Consider the following 19,268-nt stretch of genomic DNA (forward strand, 5'->3'; position numbering starts at 1 on the left):
GCCGGAGCGCTGCAGGGTGGTGTCGGCCGGGTAGTAGGCCAGCACGTCGTTCTGGGTGCCGCCGGTGAAGGTGCCGGTGGCGGTGCTGGCGGCGGCGTCGTACTCGTGCGGGCTGGAGGTGCCGAACACGCCGGTGCCGTTGATGCCGATGTCGTGCGCCACCTGGTCCAGCCGGTTGCCGCTGGTCGCCTTGGCCAGCCACAGCCCACCCGGCAGGCCGTTGCTCGCGCGTCCGGTGGACAGCAGGTCGGCCCGGCCGTCCATGGTCAGGTCGTCGACCGCCTCCGGTGCGCCGGCCTGCGCGGTGAAGGTCAGCGAGGCGCTGTCGCCGACGTTGCCGCCGGCCGACAGCCCGGTGACGGTGATGGTGTTGGTGAACCGGGTCGGCACGATGGCGAACGTGAGCTGCCCGGCCGCCACGGGAACGGGCGTGCCGGCGTTGAGCTGGTACATGTAGGACGTCGGCGCGGTGCCCGTCACCGGCGGGGTGATCGTCACCTGTACCGACGCGCCCACGGTGGCGCCACCGGCCACGGTGACGCCCGGCGGCCCGGCCCGGGTGGGGTCGAACTTGAACTGGCAGGTGGTGGAGTAGGCCGGGCTGTACGAGAAGCCGTCGTAGGTCCGCACCCGCCACGAGAACGTGGTGACGGCGCCCGCGGCGGCGTTCTCCAGGACGGCCTTGCCGACGATCGCGACGGCGGTGCTGCCGGACCCGAAGTCGAAGTTCGCCGGGTTGGTGGAGTACAGGATCGTGCCGGGCGCGGATGACTTCCACAGCTCGAAACCGGCCCCGACCGACCCGCCGTCCGGGTCGGCCACCACCGCCCGGAGGCTGACATCGGCGTCGCCGATGGTCGTCAGGCCCGTGCACGTGGTCAGCGGTGAGGTCGACAGGCTCGTCGGCGTGCTGGGCGGCTGGTTGTACTCCAGGTTCAACGTGGTCAGGTTCGGGTCGAACTCCTTCCACGAGTTGTGGTCGTTGGCCTCGTTGCTGCCCATCAGCAGGAACGTCTGGGTGTTGCCCAGTCGGGCGGCGACGGTGGACAGCACGTCGAACTCGACGTCGGCGGCCGGGCACGAGGAGCTGTAGCCGTGCGCCTCGGGCTGGCCGTCCACCACGCTGCCCTGCTTGCCGTTCCAGTAGTTCCAGGTCGCGTTCGACGACGAGAGGGTGTACGCGGTCGGGGCGTACACGTTGACGGTGCTCGCGGTGCACGACCACGACCACACCTCGCGGCTGCGCAGGGTCGCCTTGTGCACGGTGCTGCCCGCCGCCAGCGTCGGCAGCGCGAAGTTGATCAGGGTGTGCGACCACATGGACCCCGAGTTGCCGACCTGCATGTGCCCGTCGGGGTCGGGAGTGTCGTTCCAGTAGCTGCTCGACGGGTACGGCTGCGCCACCGAGGCCCACCCGGTCTTGTTGTAGCTCTTCGGCGTCCACACCGGAGTCGGGTCGATGAACACCGGATACGTGGTCTTCGCGCCGGTCAGCAGCGCGAGGTCGGGCGTCAGCGTGATCGCGTCCGGACCGACGGCCAGCCCGATCCGCCCCACGGTCGCGGCGGCGCCAGGGGCCACCGCCGACGACCGCGCCGGGCGCCCGTCGGCGATGCGGCCCTTGACCTGCGGCACGTCACCGACCGGGGTGGAGTCCCACATCTTCGGGGGCTGGGCCCGCAGCAGGGTCTGGCCGAACCCGTCCCGGCCGGACAGGCCGCCGTCGGCGTCGACCCGCAGCGTCATTCCGGTGGCCCGGGTCGCCATCCGCAGCTCGCGTAGCCGCGGATCGTGGGCCGCCCGCGCGTCCTTGACCACCAGCACCTCGCTCACCCCGCCCTGGTCGGTGACCCGCACCCGCAGGTCGACCCCGGGCAGGATCTCGGCGTAGGTGGCGGTGTCACCCGACAGCACGGGCGCGGGAAGCGTCATCGGCAGCGACAGCGACAGCCCGGCCGCGCCGCCGTCCATCGTCGCGAACGGCCCGTTGCCCCCGCCGGACAGCCGCACCGGCGCGGTCGTGACGGCCGGTGACACCGAACCGTCTGCGTTGGGGCGCAGCGTGGCATCCAATCGCGACCACTTCGTGCCGATGCGCTTGCGCACCGGCTGCGCGTTCAGCGACAGCGACATGCCGCCGTCCGGGCGTGCGACCAGCTCGCTGGTGGACGTTGTCGACCCGGTCACGACGACGGGCTCGCCCGATTTCCTGGCCTGCGCGACCGCCTGCGCCACCGTCAACGTGTCGGGGTCGACCGCCGGTGCTGTCACCGCTGCGGTGCTCGCCGCTGCGGCGCCACCGGGCACCGCTGCCACCCCGACCACCAGCGACGAGAGCGCGACGGTCGCCATCGCGACCCACCCGCGTCCACGTCGCGAACCGTGTCCTCGCATGAACAGTGCATCCCTTCCCCGCGGGGCGCCCACCGCCCCAGGCGGCTGAAGCTAACCATCAAATCGACGTCGGTAGGGGGCAGTCGGTGCGCCCGCCGCCCACGCCCGGGTGGCGGATCGCCTGTGCCGCAACGGTTGGCTGCGACCGTCCGGGTGAGGTGGCGGGCCGGCCGTCCACCGGCGCCAGGTCGGCGTGGACACCGATGCGTGCCTGCTCGCGGGGCACCGCTACTGTCGCGCCCGTGATCAAACCGCCCGACCCGCCCTGGCAGCCGCCCGAGCCGCCCCCGCCCTACGTGCCGACCCCGTCGCCCTACGCCGGCGCGCAGGGGTCCGGTGCGCCGCATCCGTACCCCGTCGCCGCACCGCCGGCCACGGGCGAGGGGCGGCATCGCAAGCTGATCGTGGGCCTGGTCGCGGGCGGGTTGGCGCTGCTACTGCTCCTGTGCTGCTGCGGGCTCCTGCGACGGTTGCTCGCCTCCCCGGCCGCCCGCCCGCCGCAGCCGAGCGACCTCTGGTCGGCGCAGCCGCTCTCCTCGCCGTACGCCCGTGCGTCGCACCTGGTGACCTTCCGGGCCAGCGGCCCCGCGAAGGCCACGGTGTACTGGTCCTGGCCACGCGGGGCCAGCCACGACGAGGTCCCGCTGCCCTGTGAGTGGTTCTGGAAGACCGAGGACGACGCCGCTCAGATCGCGGTGCGGGTGGTCGCCCCGGGCAAGTCGGTGACCTGTGCCGTGCTCGTCGACGGGGTGGAGCGCATCAGCATCACGCACCAGGACGAGGCCTACTGCCTGATCGATCTCACGATGTGACGAGGCGGGGGGTCAGGTGCCGCGCGGTGCGCGCAACCCGTCGCGGATGACCTCCAGTACCGGCCCCAGGTCCCGACCTCGGTAGCGCTGCATCGCCTGGCAGCCCACCATCAGGGTCTTGACGTCGGCGGCGGTCAGGTCGGGGCGCACCGCCCCGGCGGCCTGGGCGCGGGCCAGCAGTGCCCCGATCGCGTCCATGAAGGACTGCTCGGCACCGGGCGCGGTGGCCTCGATGTCGAACCCGGCGCCGGCCAGCGCCTCGGCCAGCCCCTTGTCCGTGGCGCCCTCGTCGGTCATGAACGCGAAGAACCCGTAGAACGCCTCGGCCGGGTCGGCGTCGGCGAACTCGCGGGCCCGGCCGACCAGGCGGTCGACCCGGTCCAGCACGATCGCCTCGTACAGCGCCTCTTTGGTGGGGAAGTGGCGGTAGACCGTGCCCGCGCCGACCCCCGCGCGGCGGGCGATCTCGTCGATGGGCACGGACAGGCCCTCGGCCGCGAACACCTCGTATGCCACGGCGAGCACCCGTTCGCGGTTGCGGCGGGCGTCGGCGCGCAGGGGTCGATCGCCACTCATGGCTGAATCCGTGCGCCCTGACCTGCGCGCCGAGTGGCGGAGGCGCGTATCACGCCGACGGCCGATGGCAACCGGGGCGAGCGTTCCGTATAGTAAGTGGGGCGCACGTTCCGATTATACGTACGCCACCGGCACGCCGGTCGACCCCTGGACGAAGGACTGATCATGCGTGGCATCCTCGCGGCGCTCGGCGCCCGCCCTGACGGCGCGCGCGGCGAGCGCGTGCGACGCTCCCCGCACTTCCACGACGGGACGTTCCACAACACCGCGCCGACCCGCACCGTCACGCCCGGCGGCAAGGTGCTGCGCGAATACCTGTTCGGCAAGCAGCGGCGGACCCCCACCGGCGCGGTCCCGCTGGTGACCCCGGGCGCCCCGGCCACCGACCGCGGCCTGCACATCACCTGGTACGGCCATGCCACCGCGCTGGTCGAGATCGAGGGTCGCCGCGTGCTGCTCGACCCGGTCTGGAGCGACCGCTGCTCGCCGACCCCGTTCGCGGGCCCGAAGCGGCTGCACCCGATGCCGGTGGCGCTGGCCGACCTGCCCGCCGTCGACGCCGTCGTCATCTCACACGACCACTACGACCACCTCGACATGCCGACGATCGAGCACCTGACCCGCACCCAGAGCGCGCCGTTCCTGGTGCCGCTGGGCGTCGGCGCGCACCTGGACCGCTGGGGCGTGCCCGCCGACCGGATCATCGAGCTGGACTGGGAGGAAAGTGCCCAGATCGGCGGCCTGACGCTGACCGCCACCGAGGCGCAGCACTTCTCCGGCCGGGGTCTGTCTCGCAACCACACGCTGTGGAGCTCGTGGGTGATCGCGGGGGAGCAGCGGCGCGTCTTCTACACCGGCGACTCCGGCTACTTCGGTGGCTACGCCGAGATCGGGCACCGGCACGGGCCCTTCGACGCCACGCTGATGCAGATCGGGGCGTACGACCACGCCTGGCCGCAGATCCACATGTTCCCGGAGGAGGCCGTCGAGGCCCACCGTGACCTCGGCGGCGGCCTGCTCATCCCGGTGCACTGGGCCACCTTCAACCTCGCCCTGCACGCCTGGTCCGAGCCGGTCGAGCGGGTGTGGCGCGAGGCCAAGGCGCACGACGTCACCCTGGCCGTGCCCCGGCCCGGCGAGCGCGTCGACGTCGACGCCCCGCCCGCGATCGACCCGTGGTGGCAGCCGCTGGCCTGAGTGAGCGCGGCCGGGGTCGATACCATGCGGATGGTCTGATCCACCACGGCGCGGGGGAAACGGTATGAGCGGCAACAGGGTCGGCGGCGACCTGCTCGACAACGTGGCCTGGGCCGCGCTGAGCGGACCGCTGGCGGGCCTGGCCCGGCGCCACGGCCAGGCGGGCGTGTTCGACTCCGACGTCTCGCCGTTCGGGGCCGTCGCCCCGGGCGCGGGCGCCCAGGGCTGGGCGGACTTCGCCGAACTGCTCGGCCCCGGCGGGTCGGCCCTGCTCACCGGCGACTTCGAGGTCCCGGACGGGTGGACGGTCCGCTTCGGGCTGGACGGCGTGCAGCTGGTGGACGTCGCCGGGGTGGTGGACCAGGAGGAGCCGGAGGCGGTGCTGCTCGGCGCCGCCGACGTGCCGGAGATGCTCGACCTGGTCGCCCGGACCAAGCCCGGCCCGTTCGGGCCGCGCACCGTCGAGATGGGCACCTACCTCGGCATCCGGCGCGACGGGGTGCTGGTGGCGATGGCCGGCGAGCGGCTGCGGCTGCCCGGGTACACCGAGATCAGCGCGGTCTGCACCGACCCGGCGGCACGCGGGCAAGGGCTGGCCGGACGGCTGGTCCGCGCCGTGGGCGCGGTCGTCCACGCGCGTGGCGACACGCCGTTCCTGCACGCGGCGGTGACCAACACCAACGCGATCCGGCTGTATCAGGCGCTCGGCTTCGAACGGCGGCGCCAGACGCCGTTCGCGGTGGTCGAGGTGCCGCAGCCCTGAGCCGCCGGACGGCTCAGGGCAATCGGCGGCCCAGGGCAATCGGCGGCCCAGGGCAATCGGCGGCTCACGCAGTCGGCGGCTCAGGCCAGGCGGCGCAGGGCCGTGGCGGCCGCGTCACGCACGCGCGGGTCGGGGTCGTCCAGCAGCGGGCGTACGTGCTCAGCCCCGGCGGGATCGCCCAGCCGCCCGAACGCCTCGGCCGCACGCGCCCGCATGATCGCATCGTCGTCGGCGGTGGCGGTCTTGAGCTGATACTCCGGCTTCCATTCGGGCTTGTGTCCCAGCAGCCACACGTAGGCCCGGCGGACCCGCAGATCCCGGGTGTGGTGCACGTACTGCTGCGGGCCCGCGATCGCGGCCAGGCCCTGCCCGGCGGTGTGCCGCACCGCCCGGTCGGCGGTGGCGTCACCGAACAGGTGCCACAGCGTGGGCAGGGCGCGCGGGTCGCCGAGGCGGACCAGCGCGCGCAGCGCGACCAGCGCGTACGCCGTGTCGCAGGCCCGGATCAGCTGCGGCACCGCCCGCTCGTCACCGTGGCGGGCCAGCACCCGCACCGCCCGCTCGCGCACGCGCGGGTCCGGGTCGTCGCAGGCCTCGATCGCGGCGGCCACCACGCGGGGGTCGCTGATCCGGCTGAGCGCGCGCAGCGCCAGGTCACGTACCTCGGGGCGGTCGTGGTGCAGGCACTCCAGCAGGGTCGGCACGGCGTCCGGCGAGCCGATCTTGCCCAGCGCGTCGATCGCCGCGAACGGCGGGTTCGCGGAGCGCAGCATCGCGCACAGCGCGGGCACCCCCTCGACCGCCCGCAGCTCACCGAGCGCGAACGGGCCCTCATGCACCCACGCGTACTCGTCCAGGTACGCGACCAGGGTGTCGACGACGTCGGCGCCGTGCGCGGTCAGCCAGGTCGGGTCGGCGTGCCAGGGCGGGTCGGTCGGGTCGAGCGGGCGCTCGCGCAGCACCGTGGCCGCCTCCGGGCTGCCGATCTCGACCAGCCGGGCCACCGCGGCGCGGCGGGCCCACCGCCAGCGCGGGTCGTCGCGCTCCACCACCGTGCGCAGCAGCGCGACCTCGCGTACGCAGCCCGGCCCGACCAGCCCGGGGATGGCCGAGGACACCGTGCCGGGTTCGTTGGCGGCGACCTTGCACAGCAGGGCGTCGCGGTGGGCGCGGTCGCGGGCCACCGCCCGCCCCCAGACCGCGACCCGCTGCTCCCAGCCGTTCTCGGCGTCCCACCACTGTTCGATCAGCGCGTCGACCGGGGCGGTCGAGGCGTTCTCGGGCCGGGTGACGATGGTGTGGATCGCGGCCTGCACCGCGACCAGGCAGCAGAACCGGCCGTCGGGCACGTTCTCGGCGTGGTAGCCCTCCACCAGGTAGGGCAGCGCGGCGGCGTCGCGCAGCTCGCCCATCGCCCGCGCCACCGGGCCCCAGTGCCCACCGACGCCCGGCCGGGCGTCGACCAGCGCGGCGAGGCCCTGCCCGGCCAGCGGGTTCTTCGGGTTCAGCGATGGCCGAGGCAGCCCGAGCGCGTCGGCGAGGTGGATGTGCTCCTTGCGCAGGTCCTCGTACGCGGACTCGTCGGCGCGGTGGCGGTAGAGGTCGGTCAGCACCGCGTAGCGGACCAGCGCCGCGTCCGGGGTGCGCAGCAGCCGCTCGGCGTAGTTGTGCGGCGCGACGTAAAGCTCCTCGGGCCGCCGCTGCAGCGCTTCGACCAGGCGGACCGTGTTCGGGGCGATGCCGAGGCGGTGCAGGTCGGCCGGGACCACCCCGGCGTCGGGCGCGGCGTACAGCCAGGCGGCCTGGGCGGCGGCCGGGTTGCGGGTCAACCCGGTGACCGCGGCGGCGGCGCGTTCGAGGTGGGCGAGGAAGTCGCCGTCGCGCCCGAACGTCTGCCCGCGGTGGGTGCGAGCGGCCAGCCGCTTGATCTTCGCCGTAGTCATGGCTCCGATTGAACCGTACGCCCGCGTCGGCCCGAACGCGGTCCACCCCTGTCCCGGCAGGTAGCCACCGCGCCGGTGACACGGCGTGCTTTGAGCCATGCTCGGCCGCAACATCCGGATCGCGTCCGCGCGGATTTGCGCGAACCCCCGATGGGGCCCGCCCCGGCGGGCCAGAGTCGAACTATGCAGAACCAAGACTGGGCGCAGATGCAGCAGGCTCTGCGCGACATCGACTTCCCGGCCGACAAGGACGCCATCCTCGCGCACGTGCTCGAGTACACCAGTGACAGCGGCGTGGTGAAGCTCGCCCGGACCCTGCCGCCGGAGATCTACCGGAACATGTCGGAGCTGCGCAGTTCGGTGCGGCTCGACCCGTCGGTCGAGGAGGGCACGACCTCCTGGCAGCGGGCGGCCCAGGCCCGCTCCCACAACAAACGCGTCGCCTCCTACCTGCGCGCGGTGCCCGACACCCATCTGAGCTGACGGTGATGGCCGGTCAGCGGTAGTCGTCCTCCTTCAGTTCGATCACCCAGGCGCGGCGCTGCGCGATGAGGCCGTCGCGCATGACGAACACCTCGGCCATCGACATGCGCATCACCTCGCCGGTGTCCCTGGTGACCGAGCCGGTCAGTTCGGCCATCACGACATCGTCCTGCTCGACCAGGCGTACGACGTTCAGCGTCGGCGGTCCGATGAAGCCCGGACCCTCGATCGCTGCGTCGTACGCCTGTTTGCCGGTCAGGTGGAAGGCACCGTAGACGGTCCACTCGATGTCGTCGGTCAGGCACGACAGGATCTGCCCGTGGTCGTGGCGGCGGAATCCGTCCAGGTAGCGCTCGACCGTCTGCTTGTTGCGCGACATGCCACCCATCCTCCCCCGAGGGTCATCTTCCTGGTTGCCGACCTCCGCGAACGCCCTCTGTGGCGACCGCACTCTCGGAGGTGCAGGGCGTATGCGCACCGAACAGGATGGTGGCGAAGCGAATCGACGTGCGTGCACGTTCTCGCTTCGCCCAGTTCGGTGACCGCACAGATTGGAGTGCAGGCATGACTACGACGGTCGCGCCGGACATCGAGTCGAGCGCCGGCGGCCTCGACGCGTACTACGGGAAGTTCACCAGCGACAAGGAGAAGGAGGCCCTCAGCGTACCCGTGCGCCTGGTCTCTGCCTGGTCGCGCAACGACGCTTCGGGCGTCGCGGACTCGTTCACCGAGGACGGCATCCTCATCCTCCCCGGTGACGTGTACAAGCGGGGCCGGGAGGAGATCCGCTCCTTCATGGCGGCCGCCTACTCGGGTCCGTTCAAGGGCACCGGTGTCACCGGCGCCCCGGTCGACGTCCGCTTCGTCTCCGACGACGTGGTGCTGATCCGTACCCACGGCGGCATCCTCGCGCCGGGGGAGACGGAGATCGCGCCGGAGCTCGCTGTCCGCTCGACGTGGACCTGCGTGAAGCAGAACGGCGAGTGGCTGCTGGCCAGCTACCAGAACAGCCCGCGCGGCGAGGGCGCCACCCTGCGCTGGTAACCCACCGCACCCAACTTCCGTAGGAGGAGGAGTCGCAATGACGAACAAAGCCGCAATGCTGGTCAAAGGTGCCAAGGAGTGGGCCGCCAACTACGGTGACTTCCCCAACGGCAGCGAGGGTGCGGTACTCACGGCGCCGCTGCGGGTCCGTGCCGCGTGGGGCGCCAACGACGCCGACGCGTTCGCCGACATGTTCATCGACAACGGCAGCGCCCTCTTCGGTGACCGCCAGCTGATCAGCCGGGAGGAGATCCGCCAGTACATGGCGGAGGCGTTCGCCGCCGGCTGGAAGGGCACCCGTCTCATCGAGGAGCCGCGGGAGATCAAGTTGCTGACCGAGACGTCCGCCGTGGTCATCGCGGACGGCGGGGTCGCGCGCGACGGCGACGAGAACTTCACCTTCCGGACCGTGTGGGTCGTGGTCAAGCGCGACGGGGACTGGCGCATCGCCTCCTACCAGACCAGCCCGGTCAAGAACTGATCGGTGGGAGAGCGCATGTCCAAGCCCTGGGGCACGGCCTCCGACCTGCTCGACAAGGCAGGTGTGGTCGAGAACCACGACTTCTACCGCGGGTTCACCAGCGCCGACCAGAAGGCGGTGCTGACGGTCCCGCAGCGTATCCAGGCGGCCTGGGAGACCAACGACGCGAACGCGTTCGCCGAGGTCTTCACGGACAACGGCAGCCTGCTGATGCGCGACCACCAGTTGACGAGCAAGGAAGACATCCGCTCGTACATGAACGCCGGTTTCAACGGGCCCCTCAAGGGCGCGCGGGTGACCGGCTGGCCCATCGAGGTCAAGTTCCTGTCCGAGAACGCTGCCATGGTCGTCACCGAGGGCGGAATCATCATGCCGGGTCAAACAGACATCGCGCCGGAGAACTTCATCCGCGCGACCTGGATCGTCACCCGGCAGCCCGATGGGGAGCTGAACCTGGTGTCCCATCAGAGCAGCCCGATCAAGGGCTGACCAGCAACAAGCAGGCGTGCGTGCCCGCCACGGTCCCGGTCCGCCGGTCGTGGCAGGCGCGCATGCCTTGCTGAGCACGGCATGCGACGAATTTCCGGATAAAGGAGGAATCGAGTGTACGACTACGTCATCGTCGGCGCCGGCTCGGCGGGCTGCGTGCTGGCCGCCAGGTTGTCGGAGAACCCCGACGTGAAGGTGTGTCTGGTCGAGGCGGGGCCGCCGGACACCGACCCGAACATCCACGTGCCGGTCGCCTTCGGCAAGTTGTTCCGCTCCCAGTACGACTGGGACCTGGCCACCCATGAGGAGCCGCAGCTGGCCCGGCGCCGCATCTACCTGCCCCGAGGCCGAGTCGTCGGCGGCACCAGCTCGATCAACACCATGGTCTACATCCGTGGCAACCGGCTGGACTTCGACGAGTGGAAGCAGACCGGCTGGAGCTTCGACGAGCTGCTGCCCTACTTCAAGCGCGCCGAGGACAACGAGAACGGCGCCTCGGCGTACCACGGCGTCGGCGGCCCGCTGCGGGTGTCCAACGGTCGGGCGCTCAACCCGTCGGCGGCGGCGTTCGTCGAGGCCGGGGTGCAGGCCGGGTACGCGTTCAACGAGGACTTCAACGCCGACAGCCAGGACGGCTTCGGCTTCTTCCAGGTGACCCAGAAGGACGGCTACCGCGTCAGCGCGGCCACCGCCTACCTGCACCCGGCGCTGAACCGACCCAACCTCACCCTGGAGACCAACCTCCAGGTGCGCCGCGTGCTGATCGAGAACGGCCGTGCCGTCGGCGTGGTGGGCGCCCGCCTGGGCGAGGAGATCACGCTGCGGGCCGAGCGCGAGGTCATCGTCAGCGCCGGCGCCTACCACTCGCCGCACCTGCTGATGCTGTCCGGCATCGGCCCCGCCGCGCTGCTGGGCGCGCTGGGCATCCCGCTGGTGCTCGACAACCCGCAGGTCGGCCAGAACCTCCAGGACCACGCGCTGATCCCGCTGGTGTACACCCACGACATCCCGATCAGCATGCTGGTCGCGGGCACGCCGGAGAACGTGGAGCTGTTCATGAAGGAGGGTCGCGGCCCGATGACGGCCAACGGCCCCCAGGCGGGCGCGTTCATCCGCACCCGCGACGGGCTGCCCGCCCCCGACGTCGAGTTCCTCGGCGCACCGGTCATGTTCGCCGACAGCGGCCTGGGCACGCCGACGCACCACTCGTACTCGTTCGGCCCGACCATGCTCGCTCCGCGCAGCCGCGGCGCCGTGGTGCTGGCCACCGACGAGCCGACCGCCAAGCCGAAGATCTTCCACAACTACTACGCGGAGTCGTCCGACCTGGACGACGCGGTGGTGGCGACGCGGATCGCGATGCACGTGGCGCGGCAGCAGGCGATGTCGCCGTACGCGACGGGCATGCACGAGCCGCCGGCCTCGGAGTCCGACGCCGACATGCGCGACTACGTCCGGCACTACACGCACTCGATCTTCCACCCGGCGGGCACCTGCGCCATGGGCACGGTCGTCGACGCGGAGCTGAAGGTCGTGGGCGTGGACGGACTGCGCGTCGTGGACGCCTCGGTCATGCCGACGCTGATCCGCGGCAACCCGAACGCCCCGGTCATGGCCATCGCGGAGAAGGCCGCCGACCTGATCGCCGGCCTCGCCCCGCTGGCGCCCCAGACGGTCCCGGCCGCCTGACACCCCCGTCCCGTGACCCCCTGGAGGATCAGATGACCAGCAGTATCACCAACGCCCCCACGCGGGAGGAGTTGGTCAACCGGGCCGCCGGCCTGGTGCCGCTGCTGCGCAAGCACGGCGCCTGGACCGAGGCCAACCGGCGCATCCACGACGAGGTCGTCGAGGCGCTGGCCGACGCGGGCCTGCTGCGCCTGCGCGTGCCCGCCCGCTTCGGCGGATACGAGGCCGACACGCAGACCCTGCACGAGGTCCTGGTGCAGCTCGCCCGCGGCGACGCCTCGGTCGCCTGGGTCGTGTCGGTGTGGGCCATCCCCGGCTGGATGGTCGGCATGTTTCCGGAGGAGACCCAGAAGGAGGTCTACTCCACCCCGGACGTACGCGTCTGCGGCACGCTCAGCCCGTCGGCGATGGGCACCCCCACCGACGGCGGCCTGATCGTCAACGGCAAGTGGGGCTTCATCAGCGGCTCGCTGCACAGCCACTGGCAGGAGATCATCGTCATGGCGCCGTCGCCGGACGGGGTCAACCCGTGGCCGGTGGTCGGCCTGGTGCCGATCTCCCAGCTGGAGCTGATCGACGACTGGCACACCTCGGGCCTGCAGGGCTCGGGCAGCATCACCACCGTGGCCAAGGACCTGTTCGTCCCGGCCGAGCGCCTGGTGCCGCTGCCGTTCGTGCTGGCCGGGCAGTCGCAGAGCCCGCTCAACGCGGAGCTGCCGATGTACCGCAACACGCTGCTCGGCGTCGCCAACGCGGCCACCGGCGGCGCGCTGGTCGGCACCGCGATGGCCGCGAAGGAGAACTTCCTGGAGCGGCTGCCCTCCCGGAAGATCACCTACACGAACTACGAGCACGCCGCGGACGCGCCGGTGACGCACATGCAGGTCGCCGAGGCGGCCATGAAGATCGACGAGGCGGACTGGCACGCCCAGCGGATCACCAAGACCGTGGACGGCAAGGGCCTCACCGGTGAGCCGTGGACGCTGGAGGAGCGGGCCCGTACCCGCGCCGACATCGGCTCGATCACCAAGCTGTCCCGGGAGGCGGTCGACATGCTGGCCAACGCCAGCGGCGGCGGCTCGATCTACACCGACGTGCCGATCCAGCGCATCCAACGCGACATGCTGGCGATGAGCAAGCACGCGATCACGGTGCCGGAGACCAACTTCGAGCTGTACGGCCGGATCCTGGTCGGCCTGGAGCCGAACACCCCGTACATCTGACCGGTTCGGTTCGGGAAGTGGTGGCGCCTGTGCTGGGCGCCACCACTTGGCGTCTCTGCCGCCTACCTGCTCGGGGGTCTGGGGGACGTCTTTGGGCTTGTGATCCGTGTCCAGGCACTGAGGGCACCGGCGAGTCGACGGTCTGTTCCGGTCGGGCCCTGATACACCAGGACACGTCCGGGAGCTGCGGGTTTGTCGATCCGACACCCGTAGCCCAAGTGAGCACATGGGGGAGCACGATGAGACCACGCGGCATCATCAGACGGCCGATGGCGTTTCTCGCATTGGGAGCCGTTCTGAGCCTGTCGGCCGTGACCGGGGCAAGCGCCAGCGCGGCTGCCGCAGCAGACGATAGTCATCCGGTCGCATGGGGATACAACGAGTTCGGCCAGCTCGGTGACACCACGACGACGGACCGGCATTCACCAGCCGCCGTCGAGGGACTGACCGGTGTCCAAGCGCTGTCGCTCGGCATCTGGAGCAGCCTGGCGTTACTGGACAACGGCACGGTCAGAGCCTGGGGCAACAACCAGGCAGGGCAGCTCGGCGACGGCACGACCGCCAATCATCCGGTCCCCGGCGCAGTCGTCGGCCTGCAGAAGGTGCGGGCCATCGCGGCGGGCGGCTTCCACAGTCTGGCTTTGCTGGACAACGGCAAGGTCATGGCCTGGGGCGACAACAGTCGCGGCCAGCTGGGCATCGGCACCAACGGCGGCATTCAACGGATACCTGTGGAAATCGTCGGCCTGGACAATGTGAAAGCGATATCCGCCGGGTTTCTGTTCAGCCTGGCTTTGCTGGACAACGGCAAGGTCATGGCCTGGGGCGAGAACGGTCTCGGCCAGCTAGGTATCGGCACGAGCGATGGTTTCAGCGACAACCCGATCGAGGTGGCGAACCTCTCGGGAGTTCGGGCGATCGCCGCCGGCAATTCACACAGCCTGGCGCTACTGGAAAACCGCAGGGTCAAGGCGTGGGGAGCCAACTTCGACGGTCAGCTCGGCGACGGCAGCACCAGCGAGCGCGATACTCCGGTCGATGTCACCGGTCTGACCGACGTCCGCGAGGTCGCTGCGGGCCTCGCCTTCAGCCTGGCTCGGCGGGCCAACGGTCGCGTGAAGTCCTGGGGAGACAACGAGCAGGGCCAGCTTGGCATCGGAGTCACCGGTGGTGACCGCACCACCCCCGTCGATGTCGTCAACCTCACCGGCGTCCGTGCCATCGCCGCCGGTGCCGAGTTCGCCCTGGCTCTCCTCGAAGCCGACGACGACATTGTCGCGAGCTGGGGTCTCAACGGTCTCGGCCAGCTCGGCGACGGCACCACCACGACCAGAAACAGGCCGATCATCGTCCAGACCACACTCGACAACGTCAGCTCCATCGAGGCTGGCGGGTTGCACGTCGTAGCCGCGGGCTGACGCACCCGGGTTCCGTCTCTTCCAACCGGCTGCCCTGTGCCTTCGCCGCGGGACAGCGTGAGGCGCCCCGGCGGCGGGAGGCCGCGGGGGCGCCTCGTGGCTAGCCGGGCCGCTGGTCGGCCTGCGGCGCGGTCAGACCGGTACCGGCACCGGCTCCTCGCGCCGGGTGGTGTCGAGGTCACGGGACAGCCACAGCACCTTGGCCACCAGGCCCGGCCGCCACAGCGCGCTCGGCCGGTCGACCAGGCCGTTGACCCGCATCAGCGCGGTCGTGGCCGCCGGGTCCTTGGTGGCGGCGTAGCGCAGCCGGGTCAGGTACGCGTTGAGCAGGCGCTGCTTGAGCGGGCGGTGCGTGGCCACCCCGGGGAACTCCAGGTCGCCGCTGGTGGAGATGAGCCAGGGGTCGGCGATCGCGTCGGCGAACGCCTGCCGCAGCCCGGCGGTGTCCCGGCCGCCGTTGCGGCTCAGGTGCTCGCGCAGCTTCATGACCTGCATCGCGATGACGGTCATACCCTGGCCGTAGACGGGGTTGAAGCTGCACACGGCGTCGCCGAGCACGGCGATCCGGTCGGGGAAGCGGTCCAGCCGCTCGTAGTGCTTCCAGACGCTGGCCGGGAAGGTGAACGAGGCCGCCTCGCCGATCGGTTCGGCATCGACGATGGCCTCGTGGATGTCGGGCGCGGGCAGCGACTTGGTGAAGTCGAGGAACTGCTGGGTTTCCCCCGGGGGCAGGTCGCCCAGCATGCCCGTCAGCGACACCCGGCAGTCGCCGGTGATCGCCTGGCCGAAGAAGGCGCCACGCGGGAAGGTGGGCGAGGAGACCGGGTTGATCGCCTGGGGTGGGCCGAAGGTGCCGGGACGCCGCCGGAAGGTACGGGTGGTGTACGCCAGACCGATCTTGATGCGCTCCTCGGTGGGCCGCTCGTAGCCGAGTTCGGCCAGCCACGCGGGCAGCCGGGAGCCGCGGCCGGTGGCCTCGACGACGAAGTCGGCGTCGAGATCCCATTCGCGGTCGCCCTGGCGCAGCCGTACGCCGGTGACGGTGGTCCGGGCGGCGTCGGTGCGCAGCGACAGCACGTCGGTGCGTTCGAGGTACTGCACCTCGGGGATGGCGGCGACCCGGTTGCGCAGGTAGTTCTCCAGCACGGGCCGCGACCCGGCCACCGACAGCAGCCCGGTGTCGGCGGGCTTGATGGGCCGCCCGTCGAAGATCCAGCGCATGCCGCCGAAGTCGCGGATGGTCAGGCCGGCGAGCTGGCGCGCGTCCTCCAGCAGTCCGGGAAAGAGCTCGGTGAGGATGAGGTAGCCGCGGGCGTGCAGGCCGTGCGCGTGGACGCTGTGCGGGGCGCCGCGCCGCGGCCCCGCCACGCCCATGATCTCGTCACGGTCGACGACGACGACCTCGCGGTAGAACTCCGAGAGCACCCGCGCCGTGAGGGTGCCGGCGATGCTGCCTCCGATCACGACCGCACGGTCGCCGATCGGCTGCCCGATGTCCGCCATGGTGGTTGACCTCCCAACTGATCGGCAATGCCAGATGTATGCAACCACGGCGCGAAGCCGCTGGCTGCCGCTATCGTGCGCACTTGGCGGGCTGCGCGACCCTGACGGATGCGCACGAACGGAGATGACCAAGGGCTCGCCGATGCGTGATCATCGATCAAGACTCGGGGCGGGGCGGTGCGGCCGCCGCCGTCCTGAGCACCACACCCGGTTCGGGCGCGCGCTGAGGGACCGCGCCCGGACCGGGTGTTCACGTCTGGCGGTCCGGTATGGACAGGGTGCTGCCGTCCGGACCGGGCGCCCGGACGGCAGCGTGGTGGAACGGGGCTCAGGCGGCCGACTTGCCGGCGTCGCTGAACTGTCCGGGAGCCCGGCCCTTCCCGCCGGGGCCCCGGTAGGCCTGGGCGATCTCCAGCCACGGCACCGCGTTGGGGCCGCTGGCGGTGACGGCGAGGTCGCGGTGGTGCCGACGGCGGGTCACCAGCAGGCAGAAGTCGACGGCCGGGCCGCTGATGCGGTCGGCGGCGTCGGCGGGGCCGAACTCCATCACCCTGCCCGAGGGCAGGGTGATCTCGAACCGGAACGGGTCGGCGGGCACGTCCAGCCCGCGGCCGGTGTACCCGAAGTCCCAGGTGCGGACCGCGAAGCCGACCAGGTGGCCGAGCCGGTCGGTGTGCTCGCGCTTGACGTCGAGGGCGTCGGCGACGTCCTGCCCGTGCCCGAACAGCTCCATCATCCCGGCGCAGGCCAGGATCCCGGCGGGCAGCGGGCGCACCAGCCAGGGCACGATCTGGTCCGGCGGGAGCGCGGCCAGCGCCTGCTCGGTGTTGGCGCGCTGCTCCTGCCACTTGCCCAGCAGCATCTCGTTGGGCATGTCCAGGAACGGCGCCATCGCCTTGGCGACGTTGTCGTTGAAGTTGGGGCCCAGGTTCGCCGACATCGCGGTGAACGCCTCGGGGGTCGCGGCGGCCTTCTCGGCCATCCAGAAGATCGAGGTGAGGTGGGCGATCTGGTGCTTGACCGTCCAGCCCTCGGCGGGCGTGGGCGCGTCCCAGCCGCTGGCGCCGAGGCCGGTGACCATCCGGTCGAGGGCGTCGCCGTCGGCGGTGAGCGCGGCGACCACGTCGGGTGTCTGTGTCACAGGGTCTCCCTAGTCGGAACGTCTCCTACCAGCACAGCCTGCCCGAGCGCGGCCGTCGCGGGCTTCTTCCCGCGTGCCCTGGCGAACATCAGCACGACTCGATAAGGCGAGGTGGTCGACGTGTAGCGAAGCTGGAGTGGAGGTGTATCCGGAGCGCCTACCGTCAGCGACATGCATGCATTCATCGATACGCTGCAGAAGCGTTCCGTCCGCTGGGGCATCACCTGCGCCGCGGCGGCCGTGGGCCTGGTCGTCACCATGCCGGGCACGGCGATGGCGTACGCCGCCTCCGCCCCCGGCACCATCAACACCGCGGGCAGCCCGCTCAACGTCCGGTCCGCGCCGGGCACCAACTACGACGGGTGGCGCACCGTCGCCGACGGCGCGGGCGTCACCCTGCTGTGCCAGACCACCGGCGAGACGGTCACCGGCACCTACGGCACCACCAACGTGTGGGACCTCCTGTCCAACGGCGGCATGGTCTCCGACGCGTACGTGTACACCGGCTCGGACGGCCAGATCGTCAACACCTGCACCTACGTGGGGGCGGAGCCGTCGTCGAAGTCGAATCCGCGCTCGGCCAACGGGGCCATCAACTGGGCCTTCCAGCACTACGGCTCCACCGCGTACGAGAACCTGTGCCTGGCCTTCACCGCGCAGGCGTACGGCTGGGGCGGGTCGGGCTGGAACACCGCCGAGATCGGCGGCGACTGGGAGAGCAGCCACGGTTACCTGCACACCAGCGGTATCCCGCCGCGCGGCGCGCTGGTCTGGTACCACAACTCCGCCGGCAGTGGCCACGTCGCCATCAGCCTCGGCGAGGGCAAGGTCATCGGCACCTCGGTGGGCGGGAAGGTCGGCGTCGCCGGCTACACCGACCACGTGTCGTACCGCGGCTGGTCGGTGCCGTACTACCCGGTCGCCTGGTGAACCGGTCGCGCTGAGCAGCGCATCGGCCCGGACGCGGGAGGCGTCCGGGCCGATCGCGTCAGGCGACGTCCTCGGTGACGACAGCCTCCTTGTGCAACCCGACGGCCAGGTCCTCGGCCAGCCGGGCGCCGATGCGCCGGGCGGTGGTCATCGCGGCCCAACCGGTGACCGCCACCAGGGCGTCGTCACCGGGCCGGTCCCGCCGGAACTCCTCGATCACCCGCGGCGTCACCTGGTACGCCGCGAAGGCGGTGAGCATCACCAGCCGCCCGACGGGCTGGTCCGCCAGGGGCAGGCCCTGGACGGCGGTCTCCAGCCACACCCGGTTGGACAGGCCCGGACCCTCGGCGCCGCGCGCGTTCAGGCGCGTGAGCAGCAGCAGCCGCACCCGCTCGGGCACGTAGGCGCGACCGCACGCGTCGTACGCCTCGGCCGCGCGCGACCACGCCGCCGCGATGTCCGGCATGCCCGCGGCCCACGCCATGTCACTGGGCAGCGCGGCGGGCGGCAGCAGCCCGAGCGACTGCCCGGTGCTGTTGGACCGCCGGGCGATGCCGCCCATCACCCGGGCCGCGAGCTTGAGCAGCGCCCGACGGCCGCCGCCGGAGACGCCCGGCGGCAGCGGCGTGTCCGGCAGGAAGATGTTGACCATGCGGTTGATGTAGTGGAAGGTCACCGCGGTGCCGATCAGCTCTGGCGCCTGTCCCGCGTGGAACGGCGCCGGGGCGAGCTGCCCCGACAGGCCGCTGGCGCGTCCCCACCGAGCCAGCGCGCGCAGGTGCGGGTCGGTGATCTCGTCGACGCGGTCGGCGGCCACGGCGGCGGCGTCCGGATGCCCGCCGACCAGCCCCGACAGCGTGGAACTGTGAATGTCGACGCAGTACGGACAGGCGTTTGCCTGCGACACCGCCGAGGCGACCAACTCCCGGACGGCCCGGGTGGTGCCCCGCTCGACCAGCAGCGTCTCGCGCAGCACGGTCCAGCCCGCGGCGAGCATCTCCGGGACGGGCGAATGCAGGATCAGTGGTGGGGCGAGCATGCCGAACTCCCGTTCGACCTGCTCGTAGACCTGCGCGACGAGGCCGTCCGCGGCGGTCGGGCTGACCGGGCGGATGTGCTTGACATGGCTCAGCGTCGGGCGGCGGGACACCAGGGCGAGCAGTGACGCCATGGCGATACCTT

18 protein-coding genes are annotated in these 19,268 nt (G+C 71.6%); 11 read left to right on the plus strand and 7 right to left on the minus strand.

Features of this window, described 5'->3' with window-relative positions:
* On the minus strand, positions 1–2,352 hold a 2,352-nt coding region (locus KUA19_RS03890), incomplete at its 3' end, for a DNRLRE domain-containing protein (protein ID WP_217394720.1).
* A gap of 284 nt (positions 2,353–2,636) precedes the next feature.
* Between KUA19_RS03890 and KUA19_RS03895 the strand changes: the two genes are divergently transcribed.
* Positions 2,637–3,206 (plus strand): hypothetical protein, encoded by a 570-nt coding sequence (locus KUA19_RS03895; protein WP_217394721.1) that lies wholly within the window; start codon positions 2,637–2,639, stop codon positions 3,204–3,206.
* A 12-nt stretch (positions 3,207–3,218) separates the two neighbouring features.
* Here the strand turns inward: KUA19_RS03895 and KUA19_RS03900 are convergent, their stop codons facing one another.
* Positions 3,219–3,782 carry a TetR/AcrR family transcriptional regulator gene (locus KUA19_RS03900; RefSeq protein WP_217394722.1) on the minus strand — a complete coding sequence of 188 codons (564 nt, stop codon included), beginning with the start codon at positions 3,780–3,782 and terminating at the stop codon, positions 3,219–3,221.
* Between the two features lie 165 nt (positions 3,783–3,947).
* Here KUA19_RS03900 and KUA19_RS03905 point away from each other — a divergent pair, with 165 nt between their 5' ends.
* A complete protein-coding gene (locus KUA19_RS03905; RefSeq protein ID WP_217394723.1) occupies positions 3,948–4,979 on the plus strand; it encodes an MBL fold metallo-hydrolase in 1,032 nt (343 codons plus the stop codon).
* A 64-nt stretch (positions 4,980–5,043) separates the two neighbouring features.
* A complete protein-coding gene (locus KUA19_RS03910) occupies positions 5,044–5,742 on the plus strand; it encodes a GNAT family N-acetyltransferase (RefSeq protein WP_217394724.1) in 699 nt (232 codons plus the stop codon).
* A gap of 80 nt (positions 5,743–5,822) precedes the next feature.
* On the opposite strand, the gene KUA19_RS03915 is transcribed toward KUA19_RS03910, so the two are convergent.
* The gene (locus KUA19_RS03915; RefSeq protein WP_217394725.1) at positions 5,823–7,685 is read right to left on the minus strand and encodes a HEAT repeat domain-containing protein; all 1,863 of its coding nucleotides are present in this window, start codon (positions 7,683–7,685) and stop codon (positions 5,823–5,825) included.
* Between the two features lie 183 nt (positions 7,686–7,868).
* Here KUA19_RS03915 and KUA19_RS03920 point away from each other — a divergent pair, with 183 nt between their 5' ends.
* A complete protein-coding gene (locus tag KUA19_RS03920) occupies positions 7,869–8,168 on the plus strand; it encodes a DUF2795 domain-containing protein (protein WP_217394726.1) in 300 nt (99 codons plus the stop codon).
* 13 nt (positions 8,169–8,181) lie between these two features.
* On the opposite strand, the gene KUA19_RS03925 is transcribed toward KUA19_RS03920, so the two are convergent.
* The gene (locus KUA19_RS03925) at positions 8,182–8,547 is read right to left on the minus strand and encodes a nuclear transport factor 2 family protein (RefSeq protein ID WP_254548650.1); all 366 of its coding nucleotides are present in this window, start codon (positions 8,545–8,547) and stop codon (positions 8,182–8,184) included.
* Between the two features lie 185 nt (positions 8,548–8,732).
* On the opposite strand from KUA19_RS03925, the gene KUA19_RS03930 reads away from it, so the two are divergent.
* From KUA19_RS03930 to KUA19_RS03955, 6 genes are all read left to right on the plus strand, one after another.
* Positions 8,733–9,212, plus strand: coding sequence for an SgcJ/EcaC family oxidoreductase (locus KUA19_RS03930; RefSeq protein WP_217394728.1), 480 nt, complete (start codon positions 8,733–8,735; stop codon positions 9,210–9,212).
* 37 nt (positions 9,213–9,249) lie between these two features.
* Complete coding sequence (locus tag KUA19_RS03935; RefSeq protein WP_217394729.1) at positions 9,250–9,693, plus strand: SgcJ/EcaC family oxidoreductase; 444 nt, start codon at positions 9,250–9,252, stop codon at positions 9,691–9,693.
* Between the two features lie 15 nt (positions 9,694–9,708).
* The gene (locus KUA19_RS03940; RefSeq protein ID WP_217394730.1) at positions 9,709–10,182 is read left to right on the plus strand and encodes an SgcJ/EcaC family oxidoreductase; all 474 of its coding nucleotides are present in this window, start codon (positions 9,709–9,711) and stop codon (positions 10,180–10,182) included.
* Between the two features lie 114 nt (positions 10,183–10,296).
* Positions 10,297–11,871, plus strand: coding sequence for a GMC family oxidoreductase (locus tag KUA19_RS03945; protein WP_217394731.1), 1,575 nt, complete (start codon positions 10,297–10,299; stop codon positions 11,869–11,871).
* A gap of 32 nt (positions 11,872–11,903) precedes the next feature.
* Positions 11,904–13,094, plus strand: a complete 1,191-nt coding sequence (locus KUA19_RS03950) for an acyl-CoA dehydrogenase family protein (RefSeq protein WP_217394732.1) — start codon at positions 11,904–11,906, stop codon at positions 13,092–13,094.
* A 269-nt stretch (positions 13,095–13,363) separates the two neighbouring features.
* Entirely contained in the window at positions 13,364–14,512 is a 1,149-nt protein-coding gene (locus KUA19_RS03955) for an RCC1 domain-containing protein (protein ID WP_217394733.1), read from the plus strand.
* A 132-nt stretch (positions 14,513–14,644) separates the two neighbouring features.
* Here the strand turns inward: KUA19_RS03955 and KUA19_RS03960 are convergent, their stop codons facing one another.
* Both KUA19_RS03960 and KUA19_RS03965 read right to left on the minus strand, forming a co-directional pair.
* Positions 14,645–16,015 carry an FAD-dependent oxidoreductase gene (locus KUA19_RS03960; protein ID WP_217394734.1) on the minus strand — a complete coding sequence of 457 codons (1,371 nt, stop codon included), beginning with the start codon at positions 16,013–16,015 and terminating at the stop codon, positions 14,645–14,647.
* A gap of 328 nt (positions 16,016–16,343) precedes the next feature.
* Positions 16,344–17,156: a TIGR03084 family metal-binding protein gene (locus KUA19_RS03965; protein ID WP_217394735.1), complete on the minus strand. Its 813-nt coding sequence runs from the start codon at positions 17,154–17,156 to the stop codon at positions 16,344–16,346.
* A 171-nt stretch (positions 17,157–17,327) separates the two neighbouring features.
* On the opposite strand from KUA19_RS03965, the gene KUA19_RS03970 reads away from it, so the two are divergent.
* Positions 17,328–18,086, plus strand: coding sequence for a hypothetical protein (locus KUA19_RS03970; protein WP_217394736.1), 759 nt, complete (start codon positions 17,328–17,330; stop codon positions 18,084–18,086).
* 58 nt (positions 18,087–18,144) lie between these two features.
* Here KUA19_RS03970 and KUA19_RS03975 read toward each other — a convergent pair whose 3' ends face one another.
* Positions 18,145–19,257 carry a carboxymuconolactone decarboxylase family protein gene (locus KUA19_RS03975; RefSeq protein WP_217394737.1) on the minus strand — a complete coding sequence of 371 codons (1,113 nt, stop codon included), beginning with the start codon at positions 19,255–19,257 and terminating at the stop codon, positions 18,145–18,147.
* Positions 19,258–19,268: the final 11 nt, after the last annotated feature.

Origin of the sequence: Catellatospora tritici (genome assembly GCF_019083965.1) — a bacterium.
GTDB lineage: Bacteria > Actinomycetota > Actinomycetes > Mycobacteriales > Micromonosporaceae > Catellatospora > Catellatospora tritici.

Coding starts and splice junctions, on each gene's coding strand:
- KUA19_RS03900 (WP_217394722.1), bottom strand. CDS start 3,782: ATGAGTGGCGATCGACCCCTGCGCGCCGACGCCCGCCGCAACCGCGAA.
- KUA19_RS03905 (WP_217394723.1), top strand. CDS start 3,948: ATGCGTGGCATCCTCGCGGCGCTCGGCGCCCGCCCTGACGGCGCGCGC.
- KUA19_RS03910 (WP_217394724.1), top strand. CDS start 5,044: ATGAGCGGCAACAGGGTCGGCGGCGACCTGCTCGACAACGTGGCCTGG.
- KUA19_RS03915 (WP_217394725.1), bottom strand. CDS start 7,685: ATGACTACGGCGAAGATCAAGCGGCTGGCCGCTCGCACCCACCGCGGG.
- KUA19_RS03920 (WP_217394726.1), top strand. CDS start 7,869: ATGCAGAACCAAGACTGGGCGCAGATGCAGCAGGCTCTGCGCGACATC.
- KUA19_RS03925 (WP_254548650.1), bottom strand. CDS start 8,547: ATGTCGCGCAACAAGCAGACGGTCGAGCGCTACCTGGACGGATTCCGC.
- KUA19_RS03930 (WP_217394728.1), top strand. CDS start 8,733: ATGACTACGACGGTCGCGCCGGACATCGAGTCGAGCGCCGGCGGCCTC.
- KUA19_RS03935 (WP_217394729.1), top strand. CDS start 9,250: ATGACGAACAAAGCCGCAATGCTGGTCAAAGGTGCCAAGGAGTGGGCC.
- KUA19_RS03940 (WP_217394730.1), top strand. CDS start 9,709: ATGTCCAAGCCCTGGGGCACGGCCTCCGACCTGCTCGACAAGGCAGGT.
- KUA19_RS03950 (WP_217394732.1), top strand. CDS start 11,904: ATGACCAGCAGTATCACCAACGCCCCCACGCGGGAGGAGTTGGTCAAC.
- KUA19_RS03955 (WP_217394733.1), top strand. CDS start 13,364: ATGGCGTTTCTCGCATTGGGAGCCGTTCTGAGCCTGTCGGCCGTGACC.
- KUA19_RS03960 (WP_217394734.1), bottom strand. CDS start 16,015: ATGGCGGACATCGGGCAGCCGATCGGCGACCGTGCGGTCGTGATCGGA.
- KUA19_RS03970 (WP_217394736.1), top strand. CDS start 17,328: ATGCATGCATTCATCGATACGCTGCAGAAGCGTTCCGTCCGCTGGGGC.
- KUA19_RS03975 (WP_217394737.1), bottom strand. CDS start 19,257: ATGGCGTCACTGCTCGCCCTGGTGTCCCGCCGCCCGACGCTGAGCCAT.